Annotated in this window: 23 protein-coding genes; 12 read left to right on the top strand and 11 right to left on the bottom strand. The window is 36.1% G+C overall.

Translation table 11 applies throughout. The features are described from left to right. The first annotated feature begins 44 nt into the window (after nucleotides 1-44). Entirely contained in the window at nucleotides 45-563 is a 519-nt protein-coding gene (locus WBW42_RS13010) for a GNAT family N-acetyltransferase (RefSeq protein WP_032057755.1), read from the top strand. Nucleotides 564-815: 252 nt separating this feature from the next. Next, nucleotides 816-1,757: a type II toxin-antitoxin system HicB family antitoxin gene (locus WBW42_RS13005; RefSeq protein WP_032057757.1), complete on the top strand. Its 942-nt coding sequence runs from the start codon at nucleotides 816-818 to the stop codon at nucleotides 1,755-1,757. A gap of 125 nt (nucleotides 1,758-1,882) precedes the next feature. On the opposite strand, the gene WBW42_RS13000 is transcribed toward WBW42_RS13005, so the two are convergent. Then, nucleotides 1,883-2,806 carry an alpha/beta hydrolase gene (locus WBW42_RS13000; protein WP_171072118.1) on the bottom strand — a complete coding sequence of 308 codons (924 nt, stop codon included), beginning with the start codon at nucleotides 2,804-2,806 and terminating at the stop codon, nucleotides 1,883-1,885. Between the two features lie 110 nt (nucleotides 2,807-2,916). Between WBW42_RS13000 and WBW42_RS12995 the strand changes: the two genes are divergently transcribed. Next, complete coding sequence (locus tag WBW42_RS12995; protein ID WP_032057759.1) at nucleotides 2,917-3,816, top strand: LysR family transcriptional regulator; 900 nt, start codon at nucleotides 2,917-2,919, stop codon at nucleotides 3,814-3,816. 94 nt (nucleotides 3,817-3,910) lie between these two features. On the opposite strand, the gene WBW42_RS12990 is transcribed toward WBW42_RS12995, so the two are convergent. Genes WBW42_RS12990 through WBW42_RS12980 form a run of 3 tightly spaced genes read right to left on the bottom strand, consistent with a single transcriptional unit; the run spans nucleotide 3,911 to nucleotide 6,604 of the window. Then, complete coding sequence (locus tag WBW42_RS12990) at nucleotides 3,911-4,753, bottom strand: SDR family NAD(P)-dependent oxidoreductase (RefSeq protein WP_032057760.1); 843 nt, start codon at nucleotides 4,751-4,753, stop codon at nucleotides 3,911-3,913. A 45-nt stretch (nucleotides 4,754-4,798) separates the two neighbouring features. Continuing rightward, nucleotides 4,799-5,659: an SDR family NAD(P)-dependent oxidoreductase gene (locus tag WBW42_RS12985; RefSeq protein WP_032057761.1), complete on the bottom strand. Its 861-nt coding sequence runs from the start codon at nucleotides 5,657-5,659 to the stop codon at nucleotides 4,799-4,801. 30 nt (nucleotides 5,660-5,689) lie between these two features. Continuing rightward, nucleotides 5,690-6,604, bottom strand: coding sequence for an alpha/beta hydrolase (locus tag WBW42_RS12980; RefSeq protein WP_032057762.1), 915 nt, complete (start codon nucleotides 6,602-6,604; stop codon nucleotides 5,690-5,692). Between the two features lie 191 nt (nucleotides 6,605-6,795). Here WBW42_RS12980 and WBW42_RS12975 point away from each other — a divergent pair, with 191 nt between their 5' ends. After that, nucleotides 6,796-7,815, top strand: coding sequence for an AraC family transcriptional regulator (locus WBW42_RS12975; protein WP_032057763.1), 1,020 nt, complete (start codon nucleotides 6,796-6,798; stop codon nucleotides 7,813-7,815). A gap of 43 nt (nucleotides 7,816-7,858) precedes the next feature. On the opposite strand, the gene adeT1 is transcribed toward WBW42_RS12975, so the two are convergent. Continuing rightward, the gene (gene adeT1, locus WBW42_RS12970; RefSeq protein ID WP_032057764.1) at nucleotides 7,859-8,854 is read right to left on the bottom strand and encodes a putative multidrug efflux protein AdeT1; all 996 of its coding nucleotides are present in this window, start codon (nucleotides 8,852-8,854) and stop codon (nucleotides 7,859-7,861) included. A 1,449-nt stretch (nucleotides 8,855-10,303) separates the two neighbouring features. Between adeT1 and WBW42_RS12965 the strand changes: the two genes are divergently transcribed. The 6 genes from WBW42_RS12965 (at nucleotide 10,304) to WBW42_RS12940 (ending at nucleotide 17,141) form a co-directional block, all read left to right on the top strand. Continuing rightward, a complete protein-coding gene (locus WBW42_RS12965) occupies nucleotides 10,304-10,594 on the top strand; it encodes a hypothetical protein (RefSeq protein ID WP_032057606.1) in 291 nt (96 codons plus the stop codon). A 479-nt stretch (nucleotides 10,595-11,073) separates the two neighbouring features. Beyond that, a complete protein-coding gene (locus WBW42_RS12960; RefSeq protein WP_002113678.1) occupies nucleotides 11,074-11,607 on the top strand; it encodes a fimbrial protein in 534 nt (177 codons plus the stop codon). Between the two features lie 87 nt (nucleotides 11,608-11,694). Then, complete coding sequence (locus WBW42_RS12955; RefSeq protein WP_032070685.1) at nucleotides 11,695-12,429, top strand: fimbrial biogenesis chaperone; 735 nt, start codon at nucleotides 11,695-11,697, stop codon at nucleotides 12,427-12,429. A 55-nt stretch (nucleotides 12,430-12,484) separates the two neighbouring features. Next, nucleotides 12,485-15,046, top strand: a complete 2,562-nt coding sequence (locus WBW42_RS12950; RefSeq protein ID WP_032057602.1) for a fimbria/pilus outer membrane usher protein — start codon at nucleotides 12,485-12,487, stop codon at nucleotides 15,044-15,046. Next, a complete protein-coding gene (locus WBW42_RS12945; protein ID WP_002113594.1) occupies nucleotides 15,043-16,065 on the top strand; it encodes a fimbrial protein in 1,023 nt (340 codons plus the stop codon). The genes WBW42_RS12950 and WBW42_RS12945 overlap by 4 nt, the downstream gene beginning before the upstream one ends. A gap of 104 nt (nucleotides 16,066-16,169) precedes the next feature. Continuing rightward, nucleotides 16,170-17,141, top strand: coding sequence for a DUF4882 family protein (locus WBW42_RS12940; protein ID WP_002113831.1), 972 nt, complete (start codon nucleotides 16,170-16,172; stop codon nucleotides 17,139-17,141). 57 nt (nucleotides 17,142-17,198) lie between these two features. Here the strand turns inward: WBW42_RS12940 and WBW42_RS12935 are convergent, their stop codons facing one another. Together WBW42_RS12935 and WBW42_RS12930 are read right to left on the bottom strand one after the other, a co-directional pair. Continuing rightward, nucleotides 17,199-18,308, bottom strand: a complete 1,110-nt coding sequence (locus tag WBW42_RS12935; protein WP_032057601.1) for an S-(hydroxymethyl)glutathione dehydrogenase/class III alcohol dehydrogenase — start codon at nucleotides 18,306-18,308, stop codon at nucleotides 17,199-17,201. 226 nt (nucleotides 18,309-18,534) lie between these two features. After that, nucleotides 18,535-20,406, bottom strand: coding sequence for a non-contractile tail sheath protein (locus WBW42_RS12930; RefSeq protein ID WP_032057600.1), 1,872 nt, complete (start codon nucleotides 20,404-20,406; stop codon nucleotides 18,535-18,537). Nucleotides 20,407-20,589: 183 nt separating this feature from the next. On the opposite strand from WBW42_RS12930, the gene WBW42_RS12925 reads away from it, so the two are divergent. Further along, nucleotides 20,590-21,747, top strand: a complete 1,158-nt coding sequence (locus WBW42_RS12925; RefSeq protein WP_032057599.1) for a catalase family protein — start codon at nucleotides 20,590-20,592, stop codon at nucleotides 21,745-21,747. 70 nt (nucleotides 21,748-21,817) lie between these two features. On the opposite strand, the gene WBW42_RS12920 is transcribed toward WBW42_RS12925, so the two are convergent. From WBW42_RS12920 to WBW42_RS12910, 3 genes are all read right to left on the bottom strand, one after another. Beyond that, nucleotides 21,818-22,123 carry a hypothetical protein gene (locus WBW42_RS12920; protein ID WP_032057598.1) on the bottom strand — a complete coding sequence of 102 codons (306 nt, stop codon included), beginning with the start codon at nucleotides 22,121-22,123 and terminating at the stop codon, nucleotides 21,818-21,820. A gap of 832 nt (nucleotides 22,124-22,955) precedes the next feature. Beyond that, nucleotides 22,956-23,411, bottom strand: coding sequence for a hypothetical protein (locus tag WBW42_RS12915; protein ID WP_002113876.1), 456 nt, complete (start codon nucleotides 23,409-23,411; stop codon nucleotides 22,956-22,958). 187 nt (nucleotides 23,412-23,598) lie between these two features. Continuing rightward, on the bottom strand, nucleotides 23,599-24,033 hold the full coding sequence (locus WBW42_RS12910; RefSeq protein ID WP_078220818.1) for a GFA family protein: 435 nt from the start codon (nucleotides 24,031-24,033) through the stop codon (nucleotides 23,599-23,601). 188 nt (nucleotides 24,034-24,221) lie between these two features. Between WBW42_RS12910 and WBW42_RS12905 the strand changes: the two genes are divergently transcribed. Continuing rightward, the gene (locus tag WBW42_RS12905) at nucleotides 24,222-25,811 is read left to right on the top strand and encodes a phospholipase D family protein (protein WP_080777028.1); all 1,590 of its coding nucleotides are present in this window, start codon (nucleotides 24,222-24,224) and stop codon (nucleotides 25,809-25,811) included. A 17-nt stretch (nucleotides 25,812-25,828) separates the two neighbouring features. Here the strand turns inward: WBW42_RS12905 and WBW42_RS12900 are convergent, their stop codons facing one another. Continuing rightward, nucleotides 25,829-26,416 (bottom strand): DNA glycosylase, encoded by a 588-nt coding sequence (locus WBW42_RS12900; protein WP_032057594.1) that lies wholly within the window; start codon nucleotides 26,414-26,416, stop codon nucleotides 25,829-25,831. Nucleotides 26,417-26,440 lie beyond the last annotated feature (24 nt).

The raw sequence follows: 26,440 nt of genomic DNA, 5'->3' as shown, positions 1-26,440 counted from the left end.
GGTTCAGCAATGAAGGTTTACAACTATTAACTTTGAGAAAAAATATGAAAGATATTGAAATTTTAGAGATCAATGAAATTGGCGATTATGAAGAAGGCTTATCGCTACTGTTAGAAGATTCTATAAATAACGGAGCTTCAATAGGTTTCTTAGCTCCTATAGAAAAGAACGAAATCTTAAATTATTGGCGTGAGGTCAACTATAAATTAACACAAGGTAATAGCCGTTTATGGATTGCCATTCGACAAGGAAAAATTGTAGGTAGTGTTCAATTATCTCTGGTAAGTAAAAAGAACGGAGTTCACCGAGCTGAAGTTGAAAAACTCATGGTTCTGACAACAGCAAGAAAACAAGGAATAGCAACATTATTACTGAATGAACTAGAAAATTTTGCACGAGAAAAGGGTCTGCGCTTACTTGTCTTAGATACACGTGAAGGTGATGTGTCCGAACTTTTATATAGCAAAATTGGATTTGTTCGTGTGGGCGTAATTCCAAGTTTTGCATTAAGTTCAAATGGGAACTACGACGGAACAGCGATTTATTATAAAAGGCTTGTTTGAAACTAAAAAATACCCTTATTTATATTTTAGATTGCAAATTTGCACTTACATTTCTATAGGTAGGATAAAAATCTAAATAACCCTTTAACTCTAAAAAATAAAAAAATAGAGTTATGGTTAATTATTTATTTTTCAAATAGTTACATTATTTTTAATAAAAATAGTGTCTATATCATATTGACAGAAGTCTTTAATTAACTCATTTTTAAAGGATATCTAATAATCTATTAAATTGGAGTAATGGGGTTATCCATGAAAAACTATACTGTGACGGTTCGTGTAACAGAAACTAAATCATTGTTTAAAAAACAAGTTTTCGAAGCAACTTTTTTTGAAGATCCAAGTATTAGTGCTGTTGGCTCAAGCTATGATGAGGCAATTAATAAGATAAATAAAAAAATACTAGAATATTTTGATCAATTGTCTGATCGCGGTGAGGATATACCACAGCCAGCGGAAATGTCGACACTAATGTTCAAAAACAGGGACAAGGACGTATTCTTTCATGTGATAACAATTGATACATCTTTATATACAGACAAGACAGAAAAAATTAACGTCACAATGCCAATTTTGTTGATCAGACAAATTGATGATTTTTTGAAAGACAAAGTACACAATTCTAATCTTTTTTCTTCAAGATCTGACTACATCACGAAATCATGTAAGCAATATCTATCTTACGCAAATCATCTTGCTGCAATTTACAATAATGAATCTAGATTCACAGCTGTGCGTTATAAACAGAGTAATACAACTGATAACTGTTGTAATCTGATCGAATATTTGAAGCAGTCATTTTGTGAAGAAGTCATTCTTTTCGCAACTCATCGAAATCCAAGCAATGGTTATACCAATGATGATGGCCCAGATTCTAATCTTCCTCTCTTAGGAGCAATTGTTAAGCTCAAATTACCTGCGTTGCGAGAGACCTATGTTTTATTCGATGGTTTGTTTCTAACTGCTCAAAGGAAGCCACGCTATAACGAAGTAAAGTCGGTATTAGATGAGGCACTTATAACTAATAAAACGTCATTTATTCAGTTAGCAGTACCATTTACATCACAACTTGATCCAACTGAGGCAGTCAAACTACTTAGTAATTTTCCTCGTCAAAAACTTACTACAGAATCTCGACCATCATTTTTTGATCTTTTAAGTAATCTAAGTGAGGCAGAATACTCAAAGTATTAAATCTTTTGATTGAAAATCTTATTATTTCATTTTTTATGATACTCAAAAATAACCTCAAATTAGTGAGGTTATTTTTATGGACAGTCTAAATCGTGACGTTACTACAGTTGTCCCTCAAAAGTTATTTAAAGATGCTTTTGAAAGAACGGAATAATTTTTTCTAAGGCTTGAGCAACAGGTTCAGGTTGGTCATATAAGTCATAATGGCTTGCACCTTTAACCACAAAAAGGTTCTTATCTTTAGAAGCAGCTTTGCTATATAACTCATAACCATCGCGATAAGAACCGAATCCACCCGCTATATCACCAATCACAATTTGTAAAGGTTGAGTGAGCAAGTGTTCTGCCAAATGAAACGCATCAAACCCAACAGCAGCCGCTAAAGCTGAAAAGCGAAGTTTATTTGGTGAACCTTCTGCCTGACCGCGCGGAGTTTTGTAGTAATCTACAGCTTCTTTAATATCAATATCATGAATGCCAGCTTGCTCACGCTCTTGTTGTGAGTTTGGAATGTACTGGGTAATAAACGGTTCGGCACCACGAGCTTCCGCAGTACGCTGTGCTGCAATGGCTTCTAAAGTTTTAATGGCAGCTTCAGGTGTTTGGTCGCCTTCACGCATTAAACGACCATAGTTTGCTGCAACCACAGTTGCGACTGCTTTAAAACGGCGTTCAGTCATAGCAGCATTAACAGCATAACCACCGCCACCACATACGCCTAATACACCAATACGGTTTTCATCAACGTAAGCAAGCGTTGTTAAATAGTCGGCTGCACAGCGGAAATCTTCTACACGTGTTGCAGGGTCTTCAAGAAAACGAGGTTCGCCACCGCTAGCACCTTGATACGATGCATCAAATGCTAAAGTGATAAACCCAGCTTCAGTGAGTTTTTCACCATAGATTGCGCCTGCAGTTTGCTCTTTACAACTACTAATTGGATGCGCACATACAATTGCTGCATATGTTTTGTTTTCATCGAAATCTTTTGGAAAACGAATAGTTGCAGAAACATCGATATTTTTATTTTTGAAAGTTACAGTTTTCATCATCTTCTCTCCGAAAGAAGAACTAGGTCGATGAAATTAATATAACCGTAGTGATTTATTATGATAATCCACTATAATTAGATAGCACTTATATTGAATACTTATAAATAATGAAAGAAAATTTAAATGATTTGCATACTTTTATGGTCGTTGCTCAAGAGCGAAGCTTTACCCGTGCAGCCGCAAAACTCAGAACGTCACAGTCAGCCATTAGCCAAACACTCCGTAATTTAGAAGACCGAATTGGCATAAAACTATTATCAAGAACTACCAGAAGTGTCGCACCGACAGAAGCAGGTGAATATCTACTGAATTTGCTTCAACCTGCAATAGAAGAAATAGAAAATGGTATAAATCAAATTAGTGCTTTAAAAAATGATCCAGCAGGAACATTACGTATTAGTGCAGATGAATATGGAATACAAAGTGTTTTATGGCCAGCAGTTGAAAAAGTCATACAACAATTTCCAAAAATTTCAGTAGAGATCATATCTGACTATGGTCTTGTCGATATTGTAGAAGGGCGTTTTGATGCAGGACTTAGAAGAGGCGGTTTAGTTTCTAAAGACATGATCGCTTTACAGGTGAGTGAGCCAATACAAATGCTAACAGTTGCAACCAAAGAGTTTTTAGCTCGTTATGGTCACCCAAAGCATCCAAAAGATTTAATGGAATACCAGTGTATTAATTTAAGATTACCCACACATGGTGAATTCTATCGTTGGCAATTTACCAAACAAGGTAAAACACAAACAATTACTGTTAATGCTAAAGTTATTTTTACAACCTTATCTCCAGTGCTTCAAGCAGTAAGGAGCGGTGTAGGAATCGCTTATCTACCTATTGAAATGGTTCAGCCTTATATTGAAAGTGGTGAACTGGAAGAAACGCTGAAGGACTGGCGACATAGCTATGAACCATATCACTTATATTATCCCCATAGACGTGAGCAAGCACCTTTATTAAATATCTTAATTGATGCGTTAAAAGAAAATTTTAATAAAAAATAGCTGCGCATAAGACTTATAGTTTGAGTCAATGATTAGAATTTTGCTGCTAATTAAATAAACACGGGTATCTCAAAACATCCGTGTCTTAAAAGATTTAAAATAACTTATGGTTTTTCTCTGCCAAGAGCATGGTCTGTTTAAGCTGCTTACGATTAAAACCTAAAAACTCAATCACATTTCTAAACAATGCGGGTGCTTTCGCAATCGGAGTATTGATTTTAGGTATAACCGTCATATCTTTACGCCGTTCTATGCTTTCAACTACGCCTGAGACAACTTCTTCAATAGAGATATATTTCCAAATACCCGAGTTACCTTTCCATACAGCTTTACCTGCAGGGTCATTTTGAATACTGTCCATCATTGGGGTCTTAAAGAAGGTCGGATGAAGGCTACCAACATCTATATTTGAATATTTTAATTCTAGACGAAGGCTATCACATAAAGCCCAGACGCCTGCTTTACTCGAAGTATAGTGCGTGTTTAACGGGGAGTGGACGAAAGCCGCCATTGAGGACACAGCCAGTAAGTATCCCTGAGTTTGTTTTACATATGGTATAGCTGCGCGGAAAGTACGAAATACCCCTGTAAGGTTAATATCGATGGTTCGCTCAAAGGTTTCGGGAGCCATATGTTCGAGTGCTTCGGTTGAAGCTATGCCAGCATTTGCAATAACCACGTCAATTTTACCGAAGTGTTGAGCTGCATTTGCCATAGCCATTTCTAAGCTTTCCAAAGAGCGTACATCTGCTACCCAACCTGCGGCAATGCTTTTTCCACCTAGCTGTTTTGCCTGACTTTCAACTTTGTTAAGGTCTAAATCTAGGAGTACTAGTTTTGCGCCTTTGGCTTGTAATGCCTGAGCAATCGCAAGACCAAGACCACCTGTTGAGCCTGTGATGACCACAACTTTATCTTTTAATTTGTACTTAGACATATCAGATTTCCAGACATTTTTATAAATGAGTTTTAAGGAAATGGATTATTTCTGGATAGGTTTAGATTCACTTTCAAGTTGTTGAAGTAATCCCTGTAATTTCTTATGGCGTACAACCATTGCATCACTACCTGCATTAAACAGTCCGCGTAATATCGAGAACGGAACCCAACGCACTGGAGCAAAAATGCGTGGCTGGCGACGCTGCACACCTTTTACAATTGCTTGCGCCATATATTCCGGAGAAATAGGCTTGCGTAACCATGCTGGAAATCCTGCTTCAATCATCTCCGTTACAGTTGCGTTCCCTCCAAAGGCAACCTTGGCGATTGGTGTTGCTGTCCAGCCTGGATAGACAACGCTGGCTGTTGCACCGGTATATGCAATCTCTGTACGGAGACAGCGTCCAAGCATTTCTACTGCCGCCTTTGAAGCTGCATATGGAGCATTTGCCATTCCATTGACGAAGCAATAAACAGAAGAGGTTATGAGGATTTGCCCTTTGTTGCGAGTCACCTCTGGTAAGGCAGCACGGACTGTGCGCCAGACACCAAGTAAATCAACCTCAACAATTTTATCGAACTCAGCTTCATCACAGCTAGCAATTGTCGAAGCACCATCACGCCATGAGATACCTGCATTGGTAAAAGCTATATCAAGGTGTCCAAAGTGTTTTATTGTTTTCTGGACTACATCTTTTGTGGCTACTGCATCAGTAACGTCTACCGCTAATGGTAAAACACGAGATGCCTCAAATTCAGATGCAAGTTTATCTACAGCTACCTGTTGCATATCGGTGAGTACCAAGTTTGCACCTAATGCATAAAATTCACGAGCTGTTGCTGCTCCAATTCCTCCAGCGGCTCCTGTAATTAAAACAACTTTTTTGTTAAGGTCATATTTCATGGTTTTTCTCCAAATGTTTTAAATTTACTGTTACTTGACTGGAACGATGCGTTTAAGAAAGTCGATCTGATCACGAACAACACGCTCAAAAGCTTCTCCAACGTAAATTTCAAAATGACCATCGGCGTAGTGCTTAATTTCATGATTGGGCGTATGGCTCGCATGACGCAATGTTGTTTTTGAGGGCGCAACAGAGTCGGTATCACAGACACAAAACAACACGGGCGCTTGAATACGTGATGTCTTACGGCCCGGGTAATAGCGTATGATGTCGAATACAAAACGTGCAGCGACATAGTTTGGAATATTTGATCCAGAAGGCATAAGTGCGAGATAGCCTGAATAAGCGTCAGGTGCATTCATTAATGCTGTGTGTCCTGTTGGAGCTGCAAGAGGCACCATGACTGGCTTTGTGCCGAGCATTGATCCGATCTTGTCTTTTAAAGCGAGTCCCGTGAGCTTAAGGGTTGTTATTGGGTTCATTGCCATGCTGGATGAGAAACCATCAGTGAAGGGGCATTGTGATATAACAGCAGCAAGCCGATTATCGTTAGCCGCTGTTGCCAATACATGGCCTCCACCGAAAGAAGTCCCCCATATAATCACGCGGTTTGGGTCAATTTTTTCTAGGCTACGTGCATAGGCAATAGCGGCTTTCCAGTCTTCGAGCTGACTTTTTATATCTAGTAATTGTCGAGGTTGTCCTTCGCTATCACCAAAATAGCGATAATCAAACACTAAACAAGCATAACCTTCTGCCACAAAGCGTTCTGCAAAAGCAGTTAAACGCATTCTTCGAGTACCACCCAGACCGTGCGCCATCACAATAATTGGCGTAGTGGCTTCGGTCGCTGGACGATATAAATAGGCACTGCATTTCATGCCATTTGAATCAAACTGAACATCAAGTGGTGCTTGGGGCACATTATTTAGACTTTTACCCATCGTATTTTTCTCAATATTGGCTATAACGCTATCTTCTGAAAAATAATGAGATAGGGCTTGATGAAAGCTGCCATATTGCTTGACACTTTGCGCCAAAATTTGGATTGAGCAGGTATTTTTAGTCATTTGCTTTTGCGTGAAAGCTTTAAGTACACTAATTGATAATTGGCGCCAAATTAGAACTATACGGAATGAATGGATTGAATAAGCCGTTGTATAGAAGAAGGATTTCTGAAATCTATGTTCAGTTATTATTTGAATATCTGGAAAAACTAGGACATGACCCAGAAAAGGTGCTGTGTGAACCGTGGCCTAAAGCAGATTCAAATCATTTAGAAGGCGTAGATATCGATCATTGGGAAAGTCTTCTCATTATTGCTAAAGATTATTTAAATGACCCTTTCATTGGTTTACATGTGGGTCAAACCATTACAGCTCAGCATCTAGGTGTATTAGGATCAGTATTTCTTGCCTGCGAAAATCTGGGAGCAGTTTTAGAAAGGTTTGAGCGATATCAGCGGCTTGTCTATGACGTTTATCCTGCCACTGTTCGTATTTATACTGAATATGTAGAGCTTTCATGGGATACAAAAGGTGAGCAAGTAGGTCCTTTATCGGATGAAACTGGCCGTACCGTTATAGTTCAATTTTGCCGTAGCCTCATTAGAGGAAAAGAAAGACTTAAAGAAATACATTTTATTCATGAACAGCCTGAAAATGTTCAGCCTTATGAAGAATATTTCGGCTGTCCTGTGCTTTTTGAGCAACCCGTGGCACTTATGCGTTTCGATAAGGAAATCTTAAATCTACCGCTTAAAAACTCCGACGCGGCTTTAGTTGCCATACTAGAAAAGCATGCCGACAAGTTACTGGCAAGTCTGCCACATATTGATGAAATTACAGATCAAGTTCGTAAACAGATTGCTTACTTACTTCATCAAGGCGAACCAACTATTGAACAACTTGCAGAGCGATTAAATTATTCACGTAGAACCTTGCAACGCCGTTTAACCGAGGCAGGTACAAATTTTCGGAAAGAATTAAATATTGTTCGTTACGAATTGGCAAAATCGTATTTAAAAGATCCAAGGCTACAAATTGTAGAAATAGCCTTACTGTTAGGTTATGCCGAGCACAGTCCATTTACACGGGCTTATAAAGAGTGGTCGGGTAAAACGCCACAACAAGCCCGTGAGGAAATGAATAACTGAGGGTAGAGCTTCTTAAAAGAAGATGTGCATATATTTTGAGTGTTCATTCATCGTTTAATGCACATTCAAAATTACTTGGGTTTTCTTTACATCTCACTTTTTTCAAAAAGTTCATCATTTTTGGGTCGTAGATACCTGCTTTGGTTAGCTGTATACGAGCCTCGCGCATCATTTTCATATAGTTTAATTGTTCATTTTTAGGAATATCCATCCAATATTTAGAAGGAATATCACTTTCATATTTGGCAATAATGCCAAAGGTTCTATTTAATTGGCTGGCTACCCAAGTCCGCGACTTTTGCCCAAAACCTGCTGGGAACTGGTCTTTACGAATAATGAAGTTTGCTGAAATTTGAGTTAAAGGAAAACGAACAATTGCTCCTTTCTCACCTAAACCCTTGTGTAGTTCAAAAGGTTTAAATGCCACAATAGGAGCGGGCACAATATCAATTTCATGGTTATTAAACTTCGAACCGGCATTGGTAACATCTACAGATACAGCCTGACCGCCAACCTGTTGCACAAGCTTTGGTTGCGCCTCATCGTATTTAAATACCCCAATTTTTTTACCGGCAGCTTTAGCGAGTGTATTGATATTTCTATCATTTACAAATAAATATGCAGGGCCAATGGTCCCTAAACCTGCAATTTCGTAAGGACCGACCACCATATTTTTTGCGGCCATTGGTGAAGACAACAGCTTATAGGCATTAATCGCCGTTTTCATATTTGTTAATGCGCCGACCGCATCTAAAGATCCTGTGTATTTATTAAACTGACGGCCACGTAAACCACTAATAATAGCGCCATCACACTTACCGACTTTTAAATCTTCAGCCGCAATGCGTTCATCTACATATGCTTTTAAAGATAGATCAGCACCCCAGTTTTTAGCTTCAAGTGCATAGTCTTTGGCTAAAGCGAAAGCATCTCCCGATTTACCAATGGGGTCATACACACAAACGACTTGTTGTTTTGCATAAATAGTTGTTGTTAAACATGTGCTTGCAATGAGTAAAATAGTTTTAAAACGATCCATATTTAATTATCCATTATTTAAATTATAAAAATTATTTTATGAATCTTGCTTAGATTAGATATGACATTTAAATAAGAATTTAAAGAGAAAAGGTCAAAAGGTAGCCTTAATTAGCACCTTATTTTTTAATTGTATGGCTATGTTGTATATGAATTGAGATCTACCATTGAACTAAATTTAAAGAACAGCTGCATACCGCACTATATCGTTTTTTTCAAGCACGTAAAAGAGGTTTTTAAATATTCTATTTAAATTTCAATAGTATACATAATAATGAAGGTTTCAGTTTTTAGCTTACCAGGTTAAAGATTTTGAGGCTTAAAAGGAGATTTAGAAAACGAAATCTATACAGCAGACAGTAGTTGCAAATACAGCTTGTGAATTTAGTAAGTAGCTCAGCTCACTAGGGTAAATATAAAAATTTAATTACAACTTATAAGAAGTTGTCTAGAAAATTATTCTGGTTAAGATTAGAAATAGGGTTTAATACATAAGCATCCAATAGAACCAGCTTAGGCGTTTAGTAAGTTGCTTGAGCAACAGATGCAGTTGAAGAAGCCTTTAATAATTTAGTGTAGTGAAGTATAAACGGCGTAGTAACAATGCAGAGTAGCCAGAGCTTTATATATCGTAGGTTTCCAAATCTTCTATTTAACATAATATACATTATACGAACAGTTGTATAATTCAATATTGTCCCATAGCTTGGTAGCTATCTTTCATTTGTTTGTAGTGCTTATTTCTTTCTAGCTATTGCGGTACTTTTAGCTATGTGGAATGAATTTTTATTCTAATTAAATTCAGCACTAGCATCTTCTGACGTTGCTATTGATGGATAATAAATAGGATTCATAAAATCTAATTAAATAGAAATTATGATTAGGTTTGGCTAATAATCGCTTGTTTGATTTTTATTGAGCTTTTCTCTACCTAGAGCTCCTAGAAATTAAAACTATATTTCGCCAGACCATTTTCCTAAAATCTTTAAAGTCTATGCTAAATTCTAATTTATTAGCTCTGATATGCTCAAATCCGCAATATAAAGCAAATTACAGATTAGTTTAATAATGTATATTTAGTCACATTTTTATTAAAATCTATATTTTATTTCTCAGTAATAATTTTGAAATATAAATTCTAAATTAAAAAATGAATTATATTTTTATTAAATATTTTAATGTATATCATGCTGTTTTAATTTGCAGTCTGTTTTTTTATTAATCATTATTTTTTAAATTTTTAAAAATAACAATAACTTAATATTGTTTTGGTGGTTTTATTATTAATAAATTTTTAGAAATTATAACTATTGCATTATTTAAAGTATTTAATGTGATTTATATCACGTATAAATTAATAATTTTTTATTATTTAAAGATTAATGATTGTTTTTAAATTAAAAATAAGGTATCAAATATATATAAACTATTTTATAAATAGGTATATAAAATGAAAAATAATATATTTAAACTTCTTGTTTTGATAGTGCTTTCCTCTTACACACTATTTTGTTATGCAAGTAACACAATAATGATAAGAGGAAATATTGTTGAAGATACATGTTCAAGAGAACATAGCGAGATAGAATGTGTTGAGGTAAATAATTTAAATATTAAACTTGATAGTGAATATTTAAATAAAGATAGTCTTTTTAAATTAGCTCAACATACTGAGAAAATGGACACAAGCATTGAGAGCATAAGTTCTAACCACAAAGTCGTGCTTATTAATTACCATTAATATCCAAACTTATTTCTGCAGTAAGTTTGATGAAAGAGTGATTTGTCGAATTCGTCGCATGTTTTGATGAATTGATTGATGAGTCACTCTTTTTTTATAAAAAATGACTATTTGTATATTTTTTCTGTATACATATGCATAATTTATTCTATATAATTGTATTCTATGAATTTAAGCTTATTTTTCACATAATTTGTTTAATTCTTTTTTATTTACATCGTGTTCTTATGTAACTTGCTTCTCTTCATAGCTTTTCTTTTTTATAAAACAAAAAAATGTTCATAAACAATGGTATAGGCTATTGATAGCGGCTATACATCTCAAATAATAAATGTGATTGAATTAAAATTATGAAAAAATAATGTGATCTAGTTTGCATTTTGTTTAATAAGTGTTAAGATCGCCGCATTACTTTTCAAGATGTCAAACACTGGAAAAGTAAGGAAATAAACTTTTATCCAGACTTTTGAGAAAACACTATGAAAAAACTTGCTTTGATCGCTGCTCTTTCGGTTGTAGGGATTGCTAATGCTCAAGCTGCTGATGGTACAATTACAATTAATGGTTTAGTTACAGACAAAACTTGTGACATCGTTACCCCTGCTGGTAAAGACTTCACAGTTACTCTTCCAACTGTTTCTAAACAAACTTTAGCTGTTGCTGGGGATGTTGCTGGTCGTACTCCTTTCCAAATCAACCTAGCTAACTGTTCACAAGGTAAAGTAGCTACTTACTTCGAACCAGGTGCAACTGTTGACTTTAATACTGGTCGTTTACTTAACCAAGACGCTACTGGTGCTAAAAACGTTAACGTTCAACTTTTAGGTAGCAACAACAACTTCATCCCAGTACTTGCTGCGGGTGCAAACGGTGCTCAAGCTAACTCTCAATGGGTTGACGTAGCTGATGGCGCAGGTGCTGACCTTAACTACTACGCTGAATACTATGCAACTGGCGCTTCTACTGCTGGTAAAGTAACTACTTCTGTTCAATACACAATTATCTATCAATAATTAATTGGTAGCGGGGTTTCTATGTCCGCATGGAAACCCTGTTTTGTGTAACGCTTTCCTGAATCTTTCTTGGTTGAGAACTCGAAAATGAAATTGAACAGTTATAATTTTTTGTTAGGTTTAGCATTTGCTTCAGCAGTTATTGCACCTGCTACTCAAGCAGAAATTGTAATTCATGGCACTCGTGTAATTTACCCGTCAGATGCTAGAGAAGTTACGCTACAAGTTAGCAATAACGGTTCAAAGCCAGCACTTGTCCAAGCTTGGATTGATGAAGGTGACCCAAAAAGTACACCGGACCAATCAAAAGTTCCTTTTATGATTGCTCCTCCTATTTCTCGTGTTGAAGCAACGAAAAGTCAGACTCTTCGTATTACAGCTTTACCAAATGCTTCTCAGTTAAATCAGAAGCAAGAAACAGTTCTGTGGTTGAATATTTTAGATATTCCACCAAGACCTACTTCAAAAAGTGAAGATACGACACCTGATAACTTCTTACAACTTGCAATTCGTTCACGGATTAAATTCTTCTATCGTCCTTCATCGATTAAAGAAGACGCGAATTTAGCATCAGATAAGCTTCAATGGGTTAAATCTGGTCAAAGTTTAACGGTAAAAAATCCTACCCCTTTTCATATCACTATGACTTCTGTTTACCAAAAGGCAGGTGATAAAAAAGTTGATTTATTACCTCAAGGGCTAATGATTAAGCCTTTTTCTGAAGCGTCAGTTCAACTTAAGAATGGCAACCTTCAAGATATGAGTTTTATTAATGTTAATGACTACGGTGGTCGCGTTGAGCACCCGATAAAACTCCAGTAATCAGATTTATCTTTTTAATAAATTTAAGCACCTATATGTGTAGGCGGACTTAGCTATGCCAAAAAAAAGGCAAGAATCTTATAAATTATTAAAACGCCATATTTGTTACTACTTGGCTTCTGGTGTTGTCACAATGACAATGCCTGTAGTCGTGCATGCTGAAGAAACAACTACGAGTGCTCCAGTAGAGGCTGAATTTGATTCTGCTTTTTTAATTGGGGATGCTCAAAAAGTTGATATTTCTCGTTTTAAATATGGAAACCCTGTTTTACCAGGCGAATATAACGTTGACGTATATGTAAATGGTCAATGGTTTGGCAAACGTCGTATGGTCTTTAAAGCATTAGACCCTAATAAAAATGCAGTAACCTGTTTCACAGGAACAAACCTACTTGAGTACGGCGTTAAACAAGACATTTTGTCTAAACATACTGCCCTTCAAAAAGAAAATAATAGTTGTTATAAAATTGAAGAGTGGGTTGAAAATGCATTCTATGAGTTTGATACCTCTCGTTTACGTGTAGATATTTCTATTCCGCAAGTTGCTTTGCAAAAAAATGCGCAAGGTTATGTCGATCCAAGCGTATGGGATCGTGGTATCAATGCTGGTTTTCTGTCTTATAGTGGTAGTGCTTATAAAACATTTAATCAGTCGAATGATCAAAGTGAAACAACAAACGCATTTATGGGCGTTACGGCTGGTTTAAATATTGCTGGTTGGCAATTACGTCATAATGGCCAGTGGCAGTGGCAAGATACCCCTGCTGAAAATCAATCTAAATCAGATTATCAAGAAACAAGTACATACTTACAAAGAGCCTTCCCTAAATACCGTGGTGTTTTAACGCTAGGTGATAGTTTTACAAACGGCGAAGTATTTGACTCTATTGGTTATCGTGGTATCGATTTCTCAAGTGATGACCGAATGCTACCAAATAGTATGTTAGGTTACGCCCCGCGTATTCGTGGTAACGCAAAAACCAATGCAAAAGTTGAAGTTCGTCAACAAGGCCAACTTATCTATCAAACAACTGTTGCACCAGGTAATTTTGAGATTAATGACCTTTACCCTACTGGTTTTGGTGGGGAAATTGAAGTTTCTATTATTGAAGCAAATGGTCAAGTACAAAAATTTTCGGTTCCATATGCTTCAGTTGTACAAATGTTGCGTCCAGGTGTAAACCGTTACTCTTTGACTGTAGGTCAGTTCCGAGATCAAGATATTGACCTTAATCCTTGGGTAGTTCAGGGTAAATACCAACAAGGTATAAACAACTACCTAACAGGTTATACAGGCATACAAGCTACAGAAAATTATGCTGCTGTATTGTTAGGTGCTGCTTTTGCTACACCAATTGGTGCTGTTGCGTTAGATGTGACCCACTCTGAAGCCGACTTTGAAAAACAGTCATCACAATCTGGGCAAAGTTTCCGTTTAAGCTATAGTAAGTTAATTTCTCCGACTAACACAAACTTAACTCTTGCTGCATATCGTTACTCGACAGAAAACTTCTATAAATTACGTGATGCTCTACTTATTCGTGATTTAGAAGAAAAAGGTGTAAACACTTATGCGGCTGCGGGCCACCAGCGTAGTGAATTCCAAATTACTTTAAACCAAGGACTTCCTGAAGGTTGGGGTAACTTCTATGTAGTAGGTTCGTGGGTTGACTATTGGAACCGTAGCGAAAGTACTAAACAGTACCAAATTGGTTATAGCAATAACTACCATGGTTTAACTTATGGTTTATCTGCAATTAACCGTAAGGTTGAGTACGGTTCAAATGATGCGACGCATGATACTGAATATCTAATGACGCTTTCATTCCCAATTAACTTTAAAAAGAATTCAGTCAACGTCAACGTTACTGCTTCTGAAGATAGCCGTACTGTTGGCGCAAGCGGAATGGTTGGCGATCGCTTTAGTTATGGTGCCTCTGTTTCACATCAAGACTATGCAAATCCAACATTTAACGCTAATGGTCGTTATCGTACGAACTATGCAACTGTTGGTGGTTCTTATAGTATTGCTGACTCTTACCAACAAGCAATGGTTAGCTTAAGTGGTAGTGTGGTTGCACATTCAGATGGTATTTTATTTGGACCTGAGCAAGGCCAAACAATGGTACTTGTACATGCACCTGATGCAGCTGGAGCAAAAGTTAATAATACCGTTGGTTTAAGCGTAAATAAAGCTGGTTATGCGGTTATCCCGTATGTTACACCTTATCGCCTAAACGATATTACGCTTGACCCACAAGAAATGTCGAGCCAAGTAGAGCTTGAAGAAACAAATCAACGTATCGCACCTTTTGCTGGCGCAATTGCGAAAGTGGATTTTGCGACTAAGACAGGTTATGCAGTCTACATTAATAGTAAAAATGCTGATGGCAACAGTTTACCATTTGGAGCTCAAGTCTTTAACCAAAAAGATGAAGCTGTAGGTATTGTTGCACAAGGTAGTATGATTTACTTACGTACCCCACTTGCTCAAGATAGTCTCTATGTAAAATGGGGCGACGAAAGCAATGAGCGTTGTTCGGTTGAGTACAACATCAGTAATCAGTTGCAAAATAAGCAACAAAGCATGGTAATGACTGAGGCTGTCTGCAAATGAAAAGAATATTATTAACAGGTTTTTTATTTACGGCCGGCCTTGGTGTATATGGTGAAGCCAATGCTTACTGTACACTCAGTTCTGGATTCAGCACAGTTGATATATCAATGGCTGTTGGACGAGTTGTTGTTCGACCAAGTGATCCTGTTGGAAAGGTTCTAAGAAAAGCAACTTTTCCAATCAACTCAACTGGACAGGCTTCAACAGCCAAATGCACGTCATATAGTGATAGTATTACAGCGGTATTAACTCAAAGTTACCCTTTAAGCTCACTCGGTAACAGTATTTATTCTACGAATATTCCTGGGATTGGTATTCGCTTATATCGTGAAGCTGAAAATGCAACTAACTTTTCAGGGTATTATCCATATAGTCGTAGTGTGACACCAGGTACGAGTTATTTTCTTGCTTCGGGATATTTTGTTGTCGAAATTGTGAAAACAGCTGAACAGACTGGTTCGGGCACATTAGTTCCTGGCTTATATAGTCGATACTATGTAAGTGGTTATATGAACCGCCCTTTTTTAACCAGTACTGTTAATGGTAATGCGATTACCATTGCTTCTTCTTCATGTGAAATCCAGGGTAATATTAATAAAGTTGTACAGCTTCCAACCGTTACAAAAGCTGGGTTCAAAGGCGTTGGTTCTACTCAAGGCGAACAAACCTTTGATATGAACATCTTATGTAATGGTGGTATCAACCCTACTGGCTACGAAGAGAAAAACCTCATTAGTTTAACTTATGACTTTACCCAAGACGGAACAAACACTCAGGTACTCGCAAATACTGCTCCGACATCTGAAAAAGCAAACGGCGTAGGTGTACAGTTACTCTGGAACTATCAAAATAAGAATCAAGTCATCAAAAAAGGTGACAAATTAGCCCTAGGTACATTGTCTTCTAACCAGACAATTCAATATAACGTACCGATGACTGCCCGCTACTATCAAACAGCAACAAATGTGACTGCTGGTAAGGTCCGTGCAATGGCTACTGTAACTATTGAATATGATTAATCATATTCAATAGTTTTTAAACCCAATAATTTTAAATATTAATAATAAATTTTACTTTATCACTACTTTCAAAGAATTTAATACTTAACTTAATAGGAATATTTATGAAAAAAATAGGTATAGTTGCTGTTAGTGCAATTACATTATGTTGGGCAATGTATGAGGTATCTTCTGATAATACCAATACAGTAACGCCTAATCAGGCTAGCCAAAAAGTATCATCTAAAAGCATTTCATCGACTACAAAGAATGAAAAATTAGCGTCTCAAACCCTCTTAGCTCAAACTACCTCCCTTAACTCTTCTGCTCCAGTCTGCAAATACAATTTTGACGCGACTCAAGCAGATTTCGATCTATGGAGTAATGAAAATCCTGGATATGTTCCTCTGAAGATATTCCCATCGATAGCAGGCCAAAAATTTAGTCTTAAAGTAGAACCTAGGCCAGAAAGTGAGTATGGCTACATAGATTATGTAGCTAGAAGTAAAGCTAGTCTTAATTCGTCTAATGACATTGGAGATTTCACACTTCCTCATACTGGTATTATCGCATTAGAAATAGAACTTAAAATACCAACAATAAAACTTGTTAATTCAGGATTTGAAAACAATACGTATATGTCTAGTATTTATTTTACGGGCGTGACAAATAATGGTTATACAGTTAGATCAAGCTATGGGTTTGATATGGGAAGTTATGATCCAGATTTTGGTGAAAACCCTCCTATGTTAATTTATTCTGTAAATTATCGTCTTAGCGATAATAGTGGGCCTGATCATTCCTACTACAAAAGCCAGAACATGACAAATAATACACAGGAATATCAACGATTAGGAATATATATTAACCAGAATAATGGGCAGGTCGGTTTTATTGTAAATGGTGTTGATCAAGGTTATAAATCTACTTTACCTGCTCCACTTGAAAATATAAGTTTTAATGTAGTAAGTGGTTTATCAATATATTCTAATCAGTTATTTGGGCAAGAGTTGTCTAGTGAACTCATTACTGACCGTAATGCATTACAGTTTAACTATCCTCAGGGCACAACAGACATGTGTGGTAATGCTATTTAAGATATAAAACTATAAGTGGTAAAAAAGGGCTGAATCACAGCCCTTTTTTTCTTTTATTTAGAAATGAATGACAGTACGAATTGATTTACCTTCGTGCATTAAATCAAAAGCGGTATTAATGTCTTGTAGAGGCATTGTATGCGTTACAAAAGGTTCAAGTTGAATCTCACCTTTCATAGCATCTTCGACCATTTTAGGAAGTTGTGAGCGGCCTTTTACCCCACCAAAAGCAGTACCTAACCATTTACGGCCTGTCACTAGCTGGAATGGACGAGTCGAAATTTCTTGACCTGCACCAGCAACACCAATAATAACGGATTGTCCCCAACCACGATGTGCACACTCTAGAGCCGAACGCATAACCTTGACGTTACCAATACATTCAAATGAATGATCTACGCCCCAACCTGTCATTTCTACAATCACTTGCTGAATAGGTTGGTCATAATCTTTTGGATTTAAGAAATCGGTAGCACCAAACTGTTTAGCAAGTTCAAATTTATCTGGGTTTGTATCTACGACAATAATGCGTCCTGCTTTCGCTTGGCGTGCACCTTGTACAACAGCTAAACCAATACCGCCTAAACCAAATACGGCAACAGAATCACCTTCTTGTACTTTTGCTGTGTTATGCACGGCGCCAATACCAGTTGTCACACCACATCCAAGTAAACAAACTTGTTCGTGATTCGCTTCAGGATTGATTTTAGCCAAAGAGACTTCTGCAACTACCGTATATTCACTAAAGGTTGAACAACCCATGTAATGGTAAATCGGTTCGCCGTTATATGAAAAACGTGTGGTTCCATCCGGCATTACACCTTTACCTTGAGTAGCACGTACCGCAACACATAAGTTGGTTTTTCCAGATTTACAGAATAAACACTCTTTACATTCAGCCGTATAAAGTGGAATCACATGGTCACCAGGTTTAACGCTTGTTACGCCCTCACCCACTTCAACCACAACACCTGCGCCTTCATGACCTAAGATGGCAGGAAAAATACCCTCTGGGTCATCGCCAGATAATGTAAAAGCATCGGTATGACATACCCCTGTATGGGTAATTTTTATTAAAACTTCACCCGCTTGAGGTGGTGCAACATCAACTTCAACAATTTCTAAAGGTTTTCCTGGGGCAAAGGCGACAGCTGCACGAGATTTCATCTTTGGGTTTCCTTTAAATCATTCGGTATTTATAGTCGAGCAAAATAGATTATATATCTCTAATACAAGAGCTTAATTTTGCTTAAATTAAAATTGGCTTTCATGACAATCCATCACAGCATAGCCAGTCAGATACATCTAAGCAAGCCTACATTTAAAAAAGAAGAAAACCTCTTACTTGAAGAGGTTTCTTATCAAATCATTATCTTATAAGCAGCTTTTTTACTTATAGGTAAATATCTGGTGGATATGGTGTGTTATCACTAATTGGAGAATAAAGCGTATTTTCAATAAAGAAGCCATTTGGAGCTTGAGTGGTATCAATCGTAATTGAATCATACATAACTTGTGGATATGCCCAGATAAATTGCTTCATTAACCCTAAAGAAACATTGTTTTTCATGTCACCAAAAATTCGTTGCCAAATGGGTGTTCGATATGGCTTGGTTTTATCAAAACCATAGATATAAGCAATAGAGGCATCGGGAACAAAACCAGATAAATAAATGACTTTATTGGCAGGATAGCCTAACCCTTGTATAGGTATTTGGGAAACTGCCTGATGTGCCAAGTCTAAGCGAGCTTCTAGCAACCAGTCATAAGCTTCTGTCATCATGTAATCAAAATTAGGATATGAATAATGTTGGCTTGGATAGTTAATATAAGTAGCTAATGTCTGAATTGGGGACTGAATGGAAGGAAAGAAAATAAGAGGACTAACTTTGGCAGTAGAATATTTTGCTTTGATCACGGTACGAATATTTTGACAGGTTTGACCTAATTTATTTCTAAGCCATGTTTTAAACTCATCATATGGCGTTCCTGTTTTATTCATTGCCTCATAAATAGTACCCAAATCTGGTGCATATAATCCTGTATCCGCATTAAAAGCCAATTTTGTTGGGTAGTCATACACACAAGGTAGATTGGTGTCAGTGTTATACCACCACCAAGGTTCACCAATCTGCATATTTACATCGCATCCACCCCCTACCATTGTATCTGCAAACTCAATAAAGACTTTATGTAGATATGCCAAAGCATTCTGATGACTTAAACTAAAAAAATAGCTCGGTGGTTGGTAACCTGTTTTACCTAAATTACTGTTCCAGTCACGCTGTGCCCAATATTCATTTGCGCCCAAGGAATACATTTCAAAGCTTACCCCAAAAATGGGTTGCAAACTGGCGTTATGCAAAGCCTGAGCATATTTCTCATGCCATTTACGAGTGCATGAGTTAACGACCGCCTCGCCTGTCACCAACGTATCAGGTATCTGCCATTTATTAATATCACTTTTCCATGTCATTTCTGGATAATGCGACATCCCACAATAGTGGTTAACAAAACCCTGGTATCCCAAAGCGACCATATTGTTGACTAAGCGCTGAGGATTTAAGTCATAGTGGTCATCATAGCTGGTGCAGATGCCATAGTTGTGCTGTGGCACAACTACACGGCTCAAATTTAACTTTGCATTTGTTCCAGTTACAACGGAGTTAATGAGGCGAATGTAGCCATCTTTTGGTTGACTTAAAGGTATAGCGGTTTGACCATTATAGTCACTGGTAAAGCCAGAAAATGAGATTCGCTGAATATTGGTTACTGGAAAGCTATCTGTAGCAGAGAAGCCTGCTTTTACTGTATCCCAATTAATACGAATATGCGCCGTTCGCGAGGAAGGATTATTTGCGTAATTAAATAGAACAATATATGCAATTTTATTTACGCCATTTTCATTATAGTACACCGTTAAAGTGGGCGTTAAACTTGGATTGTTAAGCATTGGCATCGTGGCAGATAACTCAATATCGAAGTCCCAAACCACCCCTGCATAGCTATATTTGGTTTGATACGCTAAAAATTTATGATCTTTAGTGTCATAAGAATCCCAAGTAATTCCTACCAAATCATTTGTCATACGTGATCTAAAAGATGCTTCAAAACCATTTCCATAGTTCGTAATGGCGAAAGACATCGTTTGCGGGCCGTCTATTCTCCAATAAATAGGGCTAAACCGATCAATAAGTGTATTCTGAGTGATTGGGCGAGGTGATGTATTAGTATTATTTTGTACATTCTGTGAGTTATTTATCATGTCTACATTCTCTTAATGTATTAAGAGATTTTATATTAAATAATAATTCCTATGTTATTGTTCAGATAAGTAACAATGACGTTTAAATTATTTACAGTTTATATTTTTCATAAAGTTCAAAATAAAATTAAACATGAAATCTTAATATTATCCTAAAATATTTTTACACTGAGGAGTTAATAAATGGAAAATTTTATACAGCCTATAAATTTTAAAGGTTTGTTTTTATTTACTCCTCTTGTATTTGCATTATCAGGTTGTACTGAAACTTTATATTCCAACACAACGTCACCCGCAAAGACCTTTTCGGAAAGTAACTCTTATCCAGAGATCGACACAGCATTAGGAGAAAAGATACAGCCTAACGAAGAGTTGCTCGCTCAAAACATAGCTCAAGTCATTGAAAAGTCAATTCGGGAACAGTATACGGCTGGAAATGCTTTACGTGATGCACATCCTAAGGCGCATGGTTGTGTTCGTGCCGATTTTCATGTCTCAAAAAATCTACCTACCCAGTTTGCTAAAGGAATGTTTATTCCAGATCGAAGTTATCAAGCATGGATTCGATTTTCTAATGCTTCAAATGATGCCTCTAATGCCGACATTAAAAAAGATGCACGTGGCATCGCAATAAAAATTTTAGGTGTGTCTGGACAGAAAATTTTAGAAAGTGAAAAGCAAGCAACCACTCAAGATTTTATTATGATTAATCATCCAGTCTTTTTTGCGAATGATGCTAAACGATATCTTTCTTTTATGAATGACGTGAATAGCCATAATATGGTCAGAAAACTTCACATTCCATTTGCGTTAGGTTTTAAGGGAACAATGAATGCTCTTGGAGCACGTAATTCGCAAATCGCAAACCCATTATATGCACGGTACTGGTCTATGGTTCCCTATCAGTTAGGGCTGGATAATGATCGAAGAGCAGTTAAATATTCAGTTCGTGCCTGTTCAATGCCACCAAACAATTTACCTAAAAATCCTAGTCATAATTATTTAAGGGAAGCTTTAAAGAACACTTTACAAAGTACAGATGCTTGCATGGAATTTCTTATTCAGCCACGAACCTCAAGCAAAATGTCAGTGGAAGATTCAATGACAGAATGGGATGAAAAAGCAGCTCCTTTCTATCAAGTCGCAACTATTCATATTCCCAAGCAGAACTTTGACACACCAGAACAAAATAAGTTTTGTGAGAATCTGTCTTTTACACCGTGGCATGCCCTACCTGAGCATAAACCATTAGGTGCAGTAAACCGAATGCGTAAAGTCATTTATGAAAACATCAGCAGAGTTCGACATGATATGAATTCAGCTCCTAGACAAGAACCTTAAATACTTTATCCATTAAAGTTATAGATAATTGATTTCAAATACTCTTCTCTTGCCAGAGAGATAACGATCTTTAATGAATACCCTTGCTTGTATCTATAGTGATTCGATCAATGAAATCTGCCAACCATAAAATAAAGTCATCTTCGCTTTTATGCTTTGGAATCAAACTCATATCTAGCTTAATAGGAAGCTCATTTTTTACACTAATAACAACACCTTCGAAGTTCACAAAGTTATATAAAAACTTTAGTTCAGTGCCTGCAATAGCTTTTTTTATTTCTATAATAAGATTGTTTAAATTTCTAAAATGATTGTTTGAATAAGAACTTTTAATATTTTTATTAATTTTTTCTGCTAATAGTAAATATTTTGGCATTTCTATCTCCTTATTAATTATTTGTAAAATATAAGTATAAGTTGAAAGCTATAAAAATAAGTTTTTAATTTTTATTAAATTGTTTCCGTATTTTTAATTTTAATTGATAAGTTATGTGCAATATAACTGTTTTATTGATTTAAAATGTGATTTATTTGTGATTTTATTCTGATTAAATTGGTAGGTATTCTTTAATCTTATTTAAGGATAATTAATTAAGTTTTATATTAAATAGGCTCAATATTTAAAATGTTGAGCCTATTTAATTTTTAATATTCACTTAAGACTAAAAGTAAAAATTTACATCTTAAGTCAATTTTGGGAAACTCTTGATTTTATGAATTTTCCCACATTTTCTGCATTCTTTAACTTCGTCATGAGTAATATCAAAGTCATATTCCCAGACATGAATACAGAAAAGCTGTCTAAGGTTGTGGAGCATAGACACCTCCTTATAAAAAACCAACTCATTAGTAAGTTCTTTATGAATGTAGTTCGCTTATTTTGATGAGTTCTCCTCTTTAGCTTTATCCTCCTTGTGTTTACAGCAGTAACCGAAAACAGCCCCAGCACCAAAGAAAAACATAGCTTTGAACATACTTATCTCCAAACGATAGTTAAGTAAACTTAAAATTAACATTGAAGGTTGTATCTGTTTTTAGGCCAATGAGACTGATTCTGTGCGTTATGCAAACTTTTGTGAAAAGTTATAACAATATATTTTTTATGAATAAGGTGGGTAAAATTAAAAAACCGCCCCAGTAGGCGGTTGCTGAATTTACAGCGAGATATAGAAGTGTAGTGGACGATCACTTCTATATTTTTTATGTACTTATTTTTCTTGGCTTATAATTTTATTAAAGGCATCTGATTTGAAATAATTAATGATCATCTCTCCATCATCTTGTGTAGAAGATGATACTTTGGGTGGTTCCTCATAATTAAACTTAAAGTCTGGAGGAATAAATTTTGAGATCGGCGGAAGCTTCGCCTCACCTCCTGTCGTAATTCTTTCAATAAAACCCGCGAGCCAAAGTATATATTCGTCTTTATTTTTATATTTAGGCATAAGGCTCATGTCTAACTTAATGGCACATTCCTCTAAGGGCTTGGTTAGGCATTCCTCAAAATCTATAAAATTGTATTTAAGTTTAAATTTGGTGCCTTTAATTTCATTACGAATTACACCAACTAATTGATTTAAGTTTTCTGCCGAGCTTTCTGAAAATAAATTTTTGTCCTCAATCTTTTTATATACATTCTCAGCGATGATTAAATATTGTGGCATCTCTATTTTCTCCCTTTTATTATTAAGCTACTCACTCAGCCCTTTAAGGAAGTATGATAGATATCATGTTTTCTAATGTAATTGTTGTGCTGGCAATTGTAATTAGTGTGTTTTTGCGAAACCTGCAAGCATAACCATCCGAAAAAATTAAATTTAATGCAGACTAAGTCTCATTTTTAAAAATTCTTTAATCAAACAATATGTTTAGTTCATTTAAAGTTGGAAGTTCATCGTAAGATTCATCTGCATCTACTGTGTTTACCCAATTTGACTTTGAAACGATACAAAAATTAAGCTTTTTTAGCACAACAATATCTTTGTCTAATAAACCTAATGGAATCCACATAAAATCAGTAGTGCCTACCAAGTTAGGTACTGGTGAGCCACATTGACTGCAAAATGAAGATGTAAAGCCTGTTTCTTTTTTATAGGTACGGACAAGTTCTAAACCTGATAACCATTCAAATTTATCCTTATTTACTAATGTTGCTGCATTTGCCCCCGTTCCAGTTTGTTTACGGCAGAGACTACAGTGGCAGTGATAGACCGTGTTTATTTTCTTAGTAACTGAAAATTTGACTTCATTGCATAGACAAGAACCCACGTGACTCATCTCAAGCATCCTTAAAAAATAATGTTGAATATAGCATTAGGCATAAAAGGGTTAAATTTAACTTTATATTTTTAAATAGATATATCTCTATAAAAATAAAGAATTGCTAGCGTTGAGGCTTGGCAGAATGTATTTATAACGTTTAATATGAATTTTGACTTATAAATTGAATATAAAAATGCTGTGATGTGCTTATCTTGGATGCGACTTTAAAAGCTTACATGATTAATCAAATTTATCAGCAGTATAGTAGTATGGCATTAAATGCTTGGGGCTTTACACATACACCTTCGTATAACGGTACATACGACCCTGATGAGAATGATATAGTGACGAATAGCTTTAATTGGTTGAATGATGAGCAAGCTACAAAAAAAACAGAACAAGGACTGACTGCTTTTGTGGCATTAGATGATGCCTTTATCAGTATCGCTTCTCGTATGTATCTGATTAGAAATGCAAAAGAAAAAATCGATTTACAATATTATATTTGGACAAATGATTTTGTTGGAAACTTAATGCTGCACGAGTTACTAACGGCGGCAGATCGTGGCGTAAAAATCCGCTTACTTATTGATGATCAAAATGGAGTAAAGCTGGATGGAGTTCTTAGAAGCCTTCTCCACCACCCCAATTTTGAAATTCGATTGTTTAATCCATACAAGTTTAGATATTTAAGAATTTTAGACTATATTTTTCGGTTCAAAAAAGTAAACCATCGCATGCATAATAAGTTAATTATTGCAGATGGCGTGATTGCGGTAACAGGCGGTCGAAATATTAGTAGTGAATATTTTGACGCAAGTAGTAAGTTTCAGTTTACAGATCTAGATATTTTATTTTATGGACATACCGTACAACATGCACAGTCTGTCTTTAATGATTTTTGGCAAAGTGATTTAAGTCAAAATGCTACTGAACTGGTGGGAACATGTGCTGTTCACCATTTGCAAACACTAAGGCAGCACTACCATGATTTAATTCATGAAAGTGAAAATCATACTCAAACTGAAGATAAGCTTTACGATGCTCAAAGCTATTTAAAAGAACTTTTAGAGCACTATCCAATCCAGTGGTCAAAAGCATATTTTGTTGCTGATTCACCTAAAAAAATCTTAGGACTGGCCGCTAAAGAAGAAATGCTTTATGGGCAAGTTCTAAAGATTATGGGTGAACCAAAGCAGCATATCGAATTAGCTTCTGCTTATTTTGTTCCTACTCAACAAGGCACTTATTATTTAAAACAACTCAAGGTGCAAGGTGTTAAAGTTAGGGTTTTAACCAACTCTTTTGCTGCAAATGATGTAGCAATTGTGCATGCCTTTTATAGTCAATATCGAGTCGAGATGCTTAAAAGTGGTGTAGAACTATTTGAGTTTAAGCCCTTTTTAGAACGCAGACGCAGAACTTGGTATGAAGTGGTGACTGGAAGTGTGATTCCTGCTAAAGGTAAAAATAAATCGAGCTTACATGCCAAGTTTTTTGATGTAGACGGTAAAGTATTTATTGGTTCGTTTAACTTTGATCCTCGTTCGACTTACTTAAATACTGAGGTTGGTCTGGTTATTGAGTCGAGTCAATTACAAGCGCAAATTTCAGTCATGCTCGATCAGCACTTACCTCAAGTTGCTTACCAGCTTAAGTTAAATAGTGAAGGAAAGATCATTTGGTTAGATTATCAGTCGGATGGAAAGATTGTTGAATATGAAAAAGACCCAGATACGAGCCTTTTCCAACGTACCATGATTAAAGCTGTTTCATATCTACCAGTTGAATGGATGATGTAACAGCGTTTCAAGTTTATTTATAAAATGCCAATCTCGTTAAAGAATTTTTGATAAGCCTCTGCTTTCTTCTCTAGGGCTAATGGATATGCTCTAGAAGAAGATGGTAGACGGTATAAATTAATATTTCGACCTGCAAAGTAAGTCGAGGTAGACATTCCTATAAGCGGTTTTTCGGTGTGCTCTGGTAAAACTGATATTAAAGTATCAGTTGCTTTATCGCCTGTGGTCATAATAGTTTGACATAGAGGAATCTGCTGAAGTAAAACTGCAAGATCTGTTGGTGTTACTATTTCAAGAAATTTATCTGCGGCATTCCCTTTCAACCGCTTAATTTGATAAGCGGTATCAAAGATTGCAATACCAGTTTCAATCAAGAAGTTTCGAATACGTGCTTCATTAAAATTTTTTTGGCTTTCACTTAAAAAGTAAGTTTTGTCTTGGAAAAAAATCAAACCGAAAATACGCCACATATCATTTTGGAAATTGGGATAGTAAAAATCCATCTTCCATTTATTACGTGGCGGTGGAAAACTGCCCAACATTAATAAACGGGCATTCTCAGGTAAAAATGGCTCAAGTGGATGAGTTTCTATCTCAATTATCATAAAAAATCAGTATTTACTTAAAAA

Source organism: Acinetobacter sp. LT1 (assembly GCF_059800965.1).
The sequence above is the reverse complement of the archived record's forward strand: the minus strand, read 5'-3'. Positions and strand labels throughout refer to the sequence as shown.

Excerpts from the sequence above, each read along its gene's own strand:
- WBW42_RS13010 (WP_032057755.1), top strand. The coding sequence starts at position 45 with ATGAAAGATATTGAAATTTTAGAGATCAATGAAATTGGCGATTATGAA.
- WBW42_RS13005 (WP_032057757.1), top strand. The coding sequence starts at position 816 with ATGAAAAACTATACTGTGACGGTTCGTGTAACAGAAACTAAATCATTG.
- WBW42_RS13000 (WP_171072118.1), bottom strand. The coding sequence starts at position 2,806 with ATGAAAACTGTAACTTTCAAAAATAAAAATATCGATGTTTCTGCAACT.
- WBW42_RS12995 (WP_032057759.1), top strand. The coding sequence starts at position 2,917 with ATGAAAGAAAATTTAAATGATTTGCATACTTTTATGGTCGTTGCTCAA.
- WBW42_RS12990 (WP_032057760.1), bottom strand. The coding sequence starts at position 4,753 with ATGTCTAAGTACAAATTAAAAGATAAAGTTGTGGTCATCACAGGCTCA.
- WBW42_RS12985 (WP_032057761.1), bottom strand. The coding sequence starts at position 5,659 with ATGAAATATGACCTTAACAAAAAAGTTGTTTTAATTACAGGAGCCGCT.
- WBW42_RS12980 (WP_032057762.1), bottom strand. The coding sequence starts at position 6,604 with ATGGGTAAAAGTCTAAATAATGTGCCCCAAGCACCACTTGATGTTCAG.
- WBW42_RS12975 (WP_032057763.1), top strand. The coding sequence starts at position 6,796 with ATGAATGGATTGAATAAGCCGTTGTATAGAAGAAGGATTTCTGAAATC.
- adeT1 (WP_032057764.1), bottom strand. The coding sequence starts at position 8,854 with ATGGATCGTTTTAAAACTATTTTACTCATTGCAAGCACATGTTTAACA.
- WBW42_RS12965 (WP_032057606.1), top strand. The coding sequence starts at position 10,304 with ATGAAAAATAATATATTTAAACTTCTTGTTTTGATAGTGCTTTCCTCT.
- WBW42_RS12960 (WP_002113678.1), top strand. The coding sequence starts at position 11,074 with ATGAAAAAACTTGCTTTGATCGCTGCTCTTTCGGTTGTAGGGATTGCT.
- WBW42_RS12955 (WP_032070685.1), top strand. The coding sequence starts at position 11,695 with ATGAAATTGAACAGTTATAATTTTTTGTTAGGTTTAGCATTTGCTTCA.
- WBW42_RS12950 (WP_032057602.1), top strand. The coding sequence starts at position 12,485 with ATGCCAAAAAAAAGGCAAGAATCTTATAAATTATTAAAACGCCATATT.
- WBW42_RS12945 (WP_002113594.1), top strand. The coding sequence starts at position 15,043 with ATGAAAAGAATATTATTAACAGGTTTTTTATTTACGGCCGGCCTTGGT.
- WBW42_RS12940 (WP_002113831.1), top strand. The coding sequence starts at position 16,170 with ATGAAAAAAATAGGTATAGTTGCTGTTAGTGCAATTACATTATGTTGG.
- WBW42_RS12935 (WP_032057601.1), bottom strand. The coding sequence starts at position 18,308 with ATGAAATCTCGTGCAGCTGTCGCCTTTGCCCCAGGAAAACCTTTAGAA.
- WBW42_RS12930 (WP_032057600.1), bottom strand. The coding sequence starts at position 20,406 with ATGATAAATAACTCACAGAATGTACAAAATAATACTAATACATCACCT.
- WBW42_RS12925 (WP_032057599.1), top strand. The coding sequence starts at position 20,590 with ATGGAAAATTTTATACAGCCTATAAATTTTAAAGGTTTGTTTTTATTT.
- WBW42_RS12920 (WP_032057598.1), bottom strand. The coding sequence starts at position 22,123 with ATGCCAAAATATTTACTATTAGCAGAAAAAATTAATAAAAATATTAAA.
- WBW42_RS12915 (WP_002113876.1), bottom strand. The coding sequence starts at position 23,411 with ATGCCACAATATTTAATCATCGCTGAGAATGTATATAAAAAGATTGAG.
- WBW42_RS12910 (WP_078220818.1), bottom strand. The coding sequence starts at position 24,033 with ATGCTTGAGATGAGTCACGTGGGTTCTTGTCTATGCAATGAAGTCAAA.
- WBW42_RS12900 (WP_032057594.1), bottom strand. The coding sequence starts at position 26,416 with ATGATAATTGAGATAGAAACTCATCCACTTGAGCCATTTTTACCTGAG.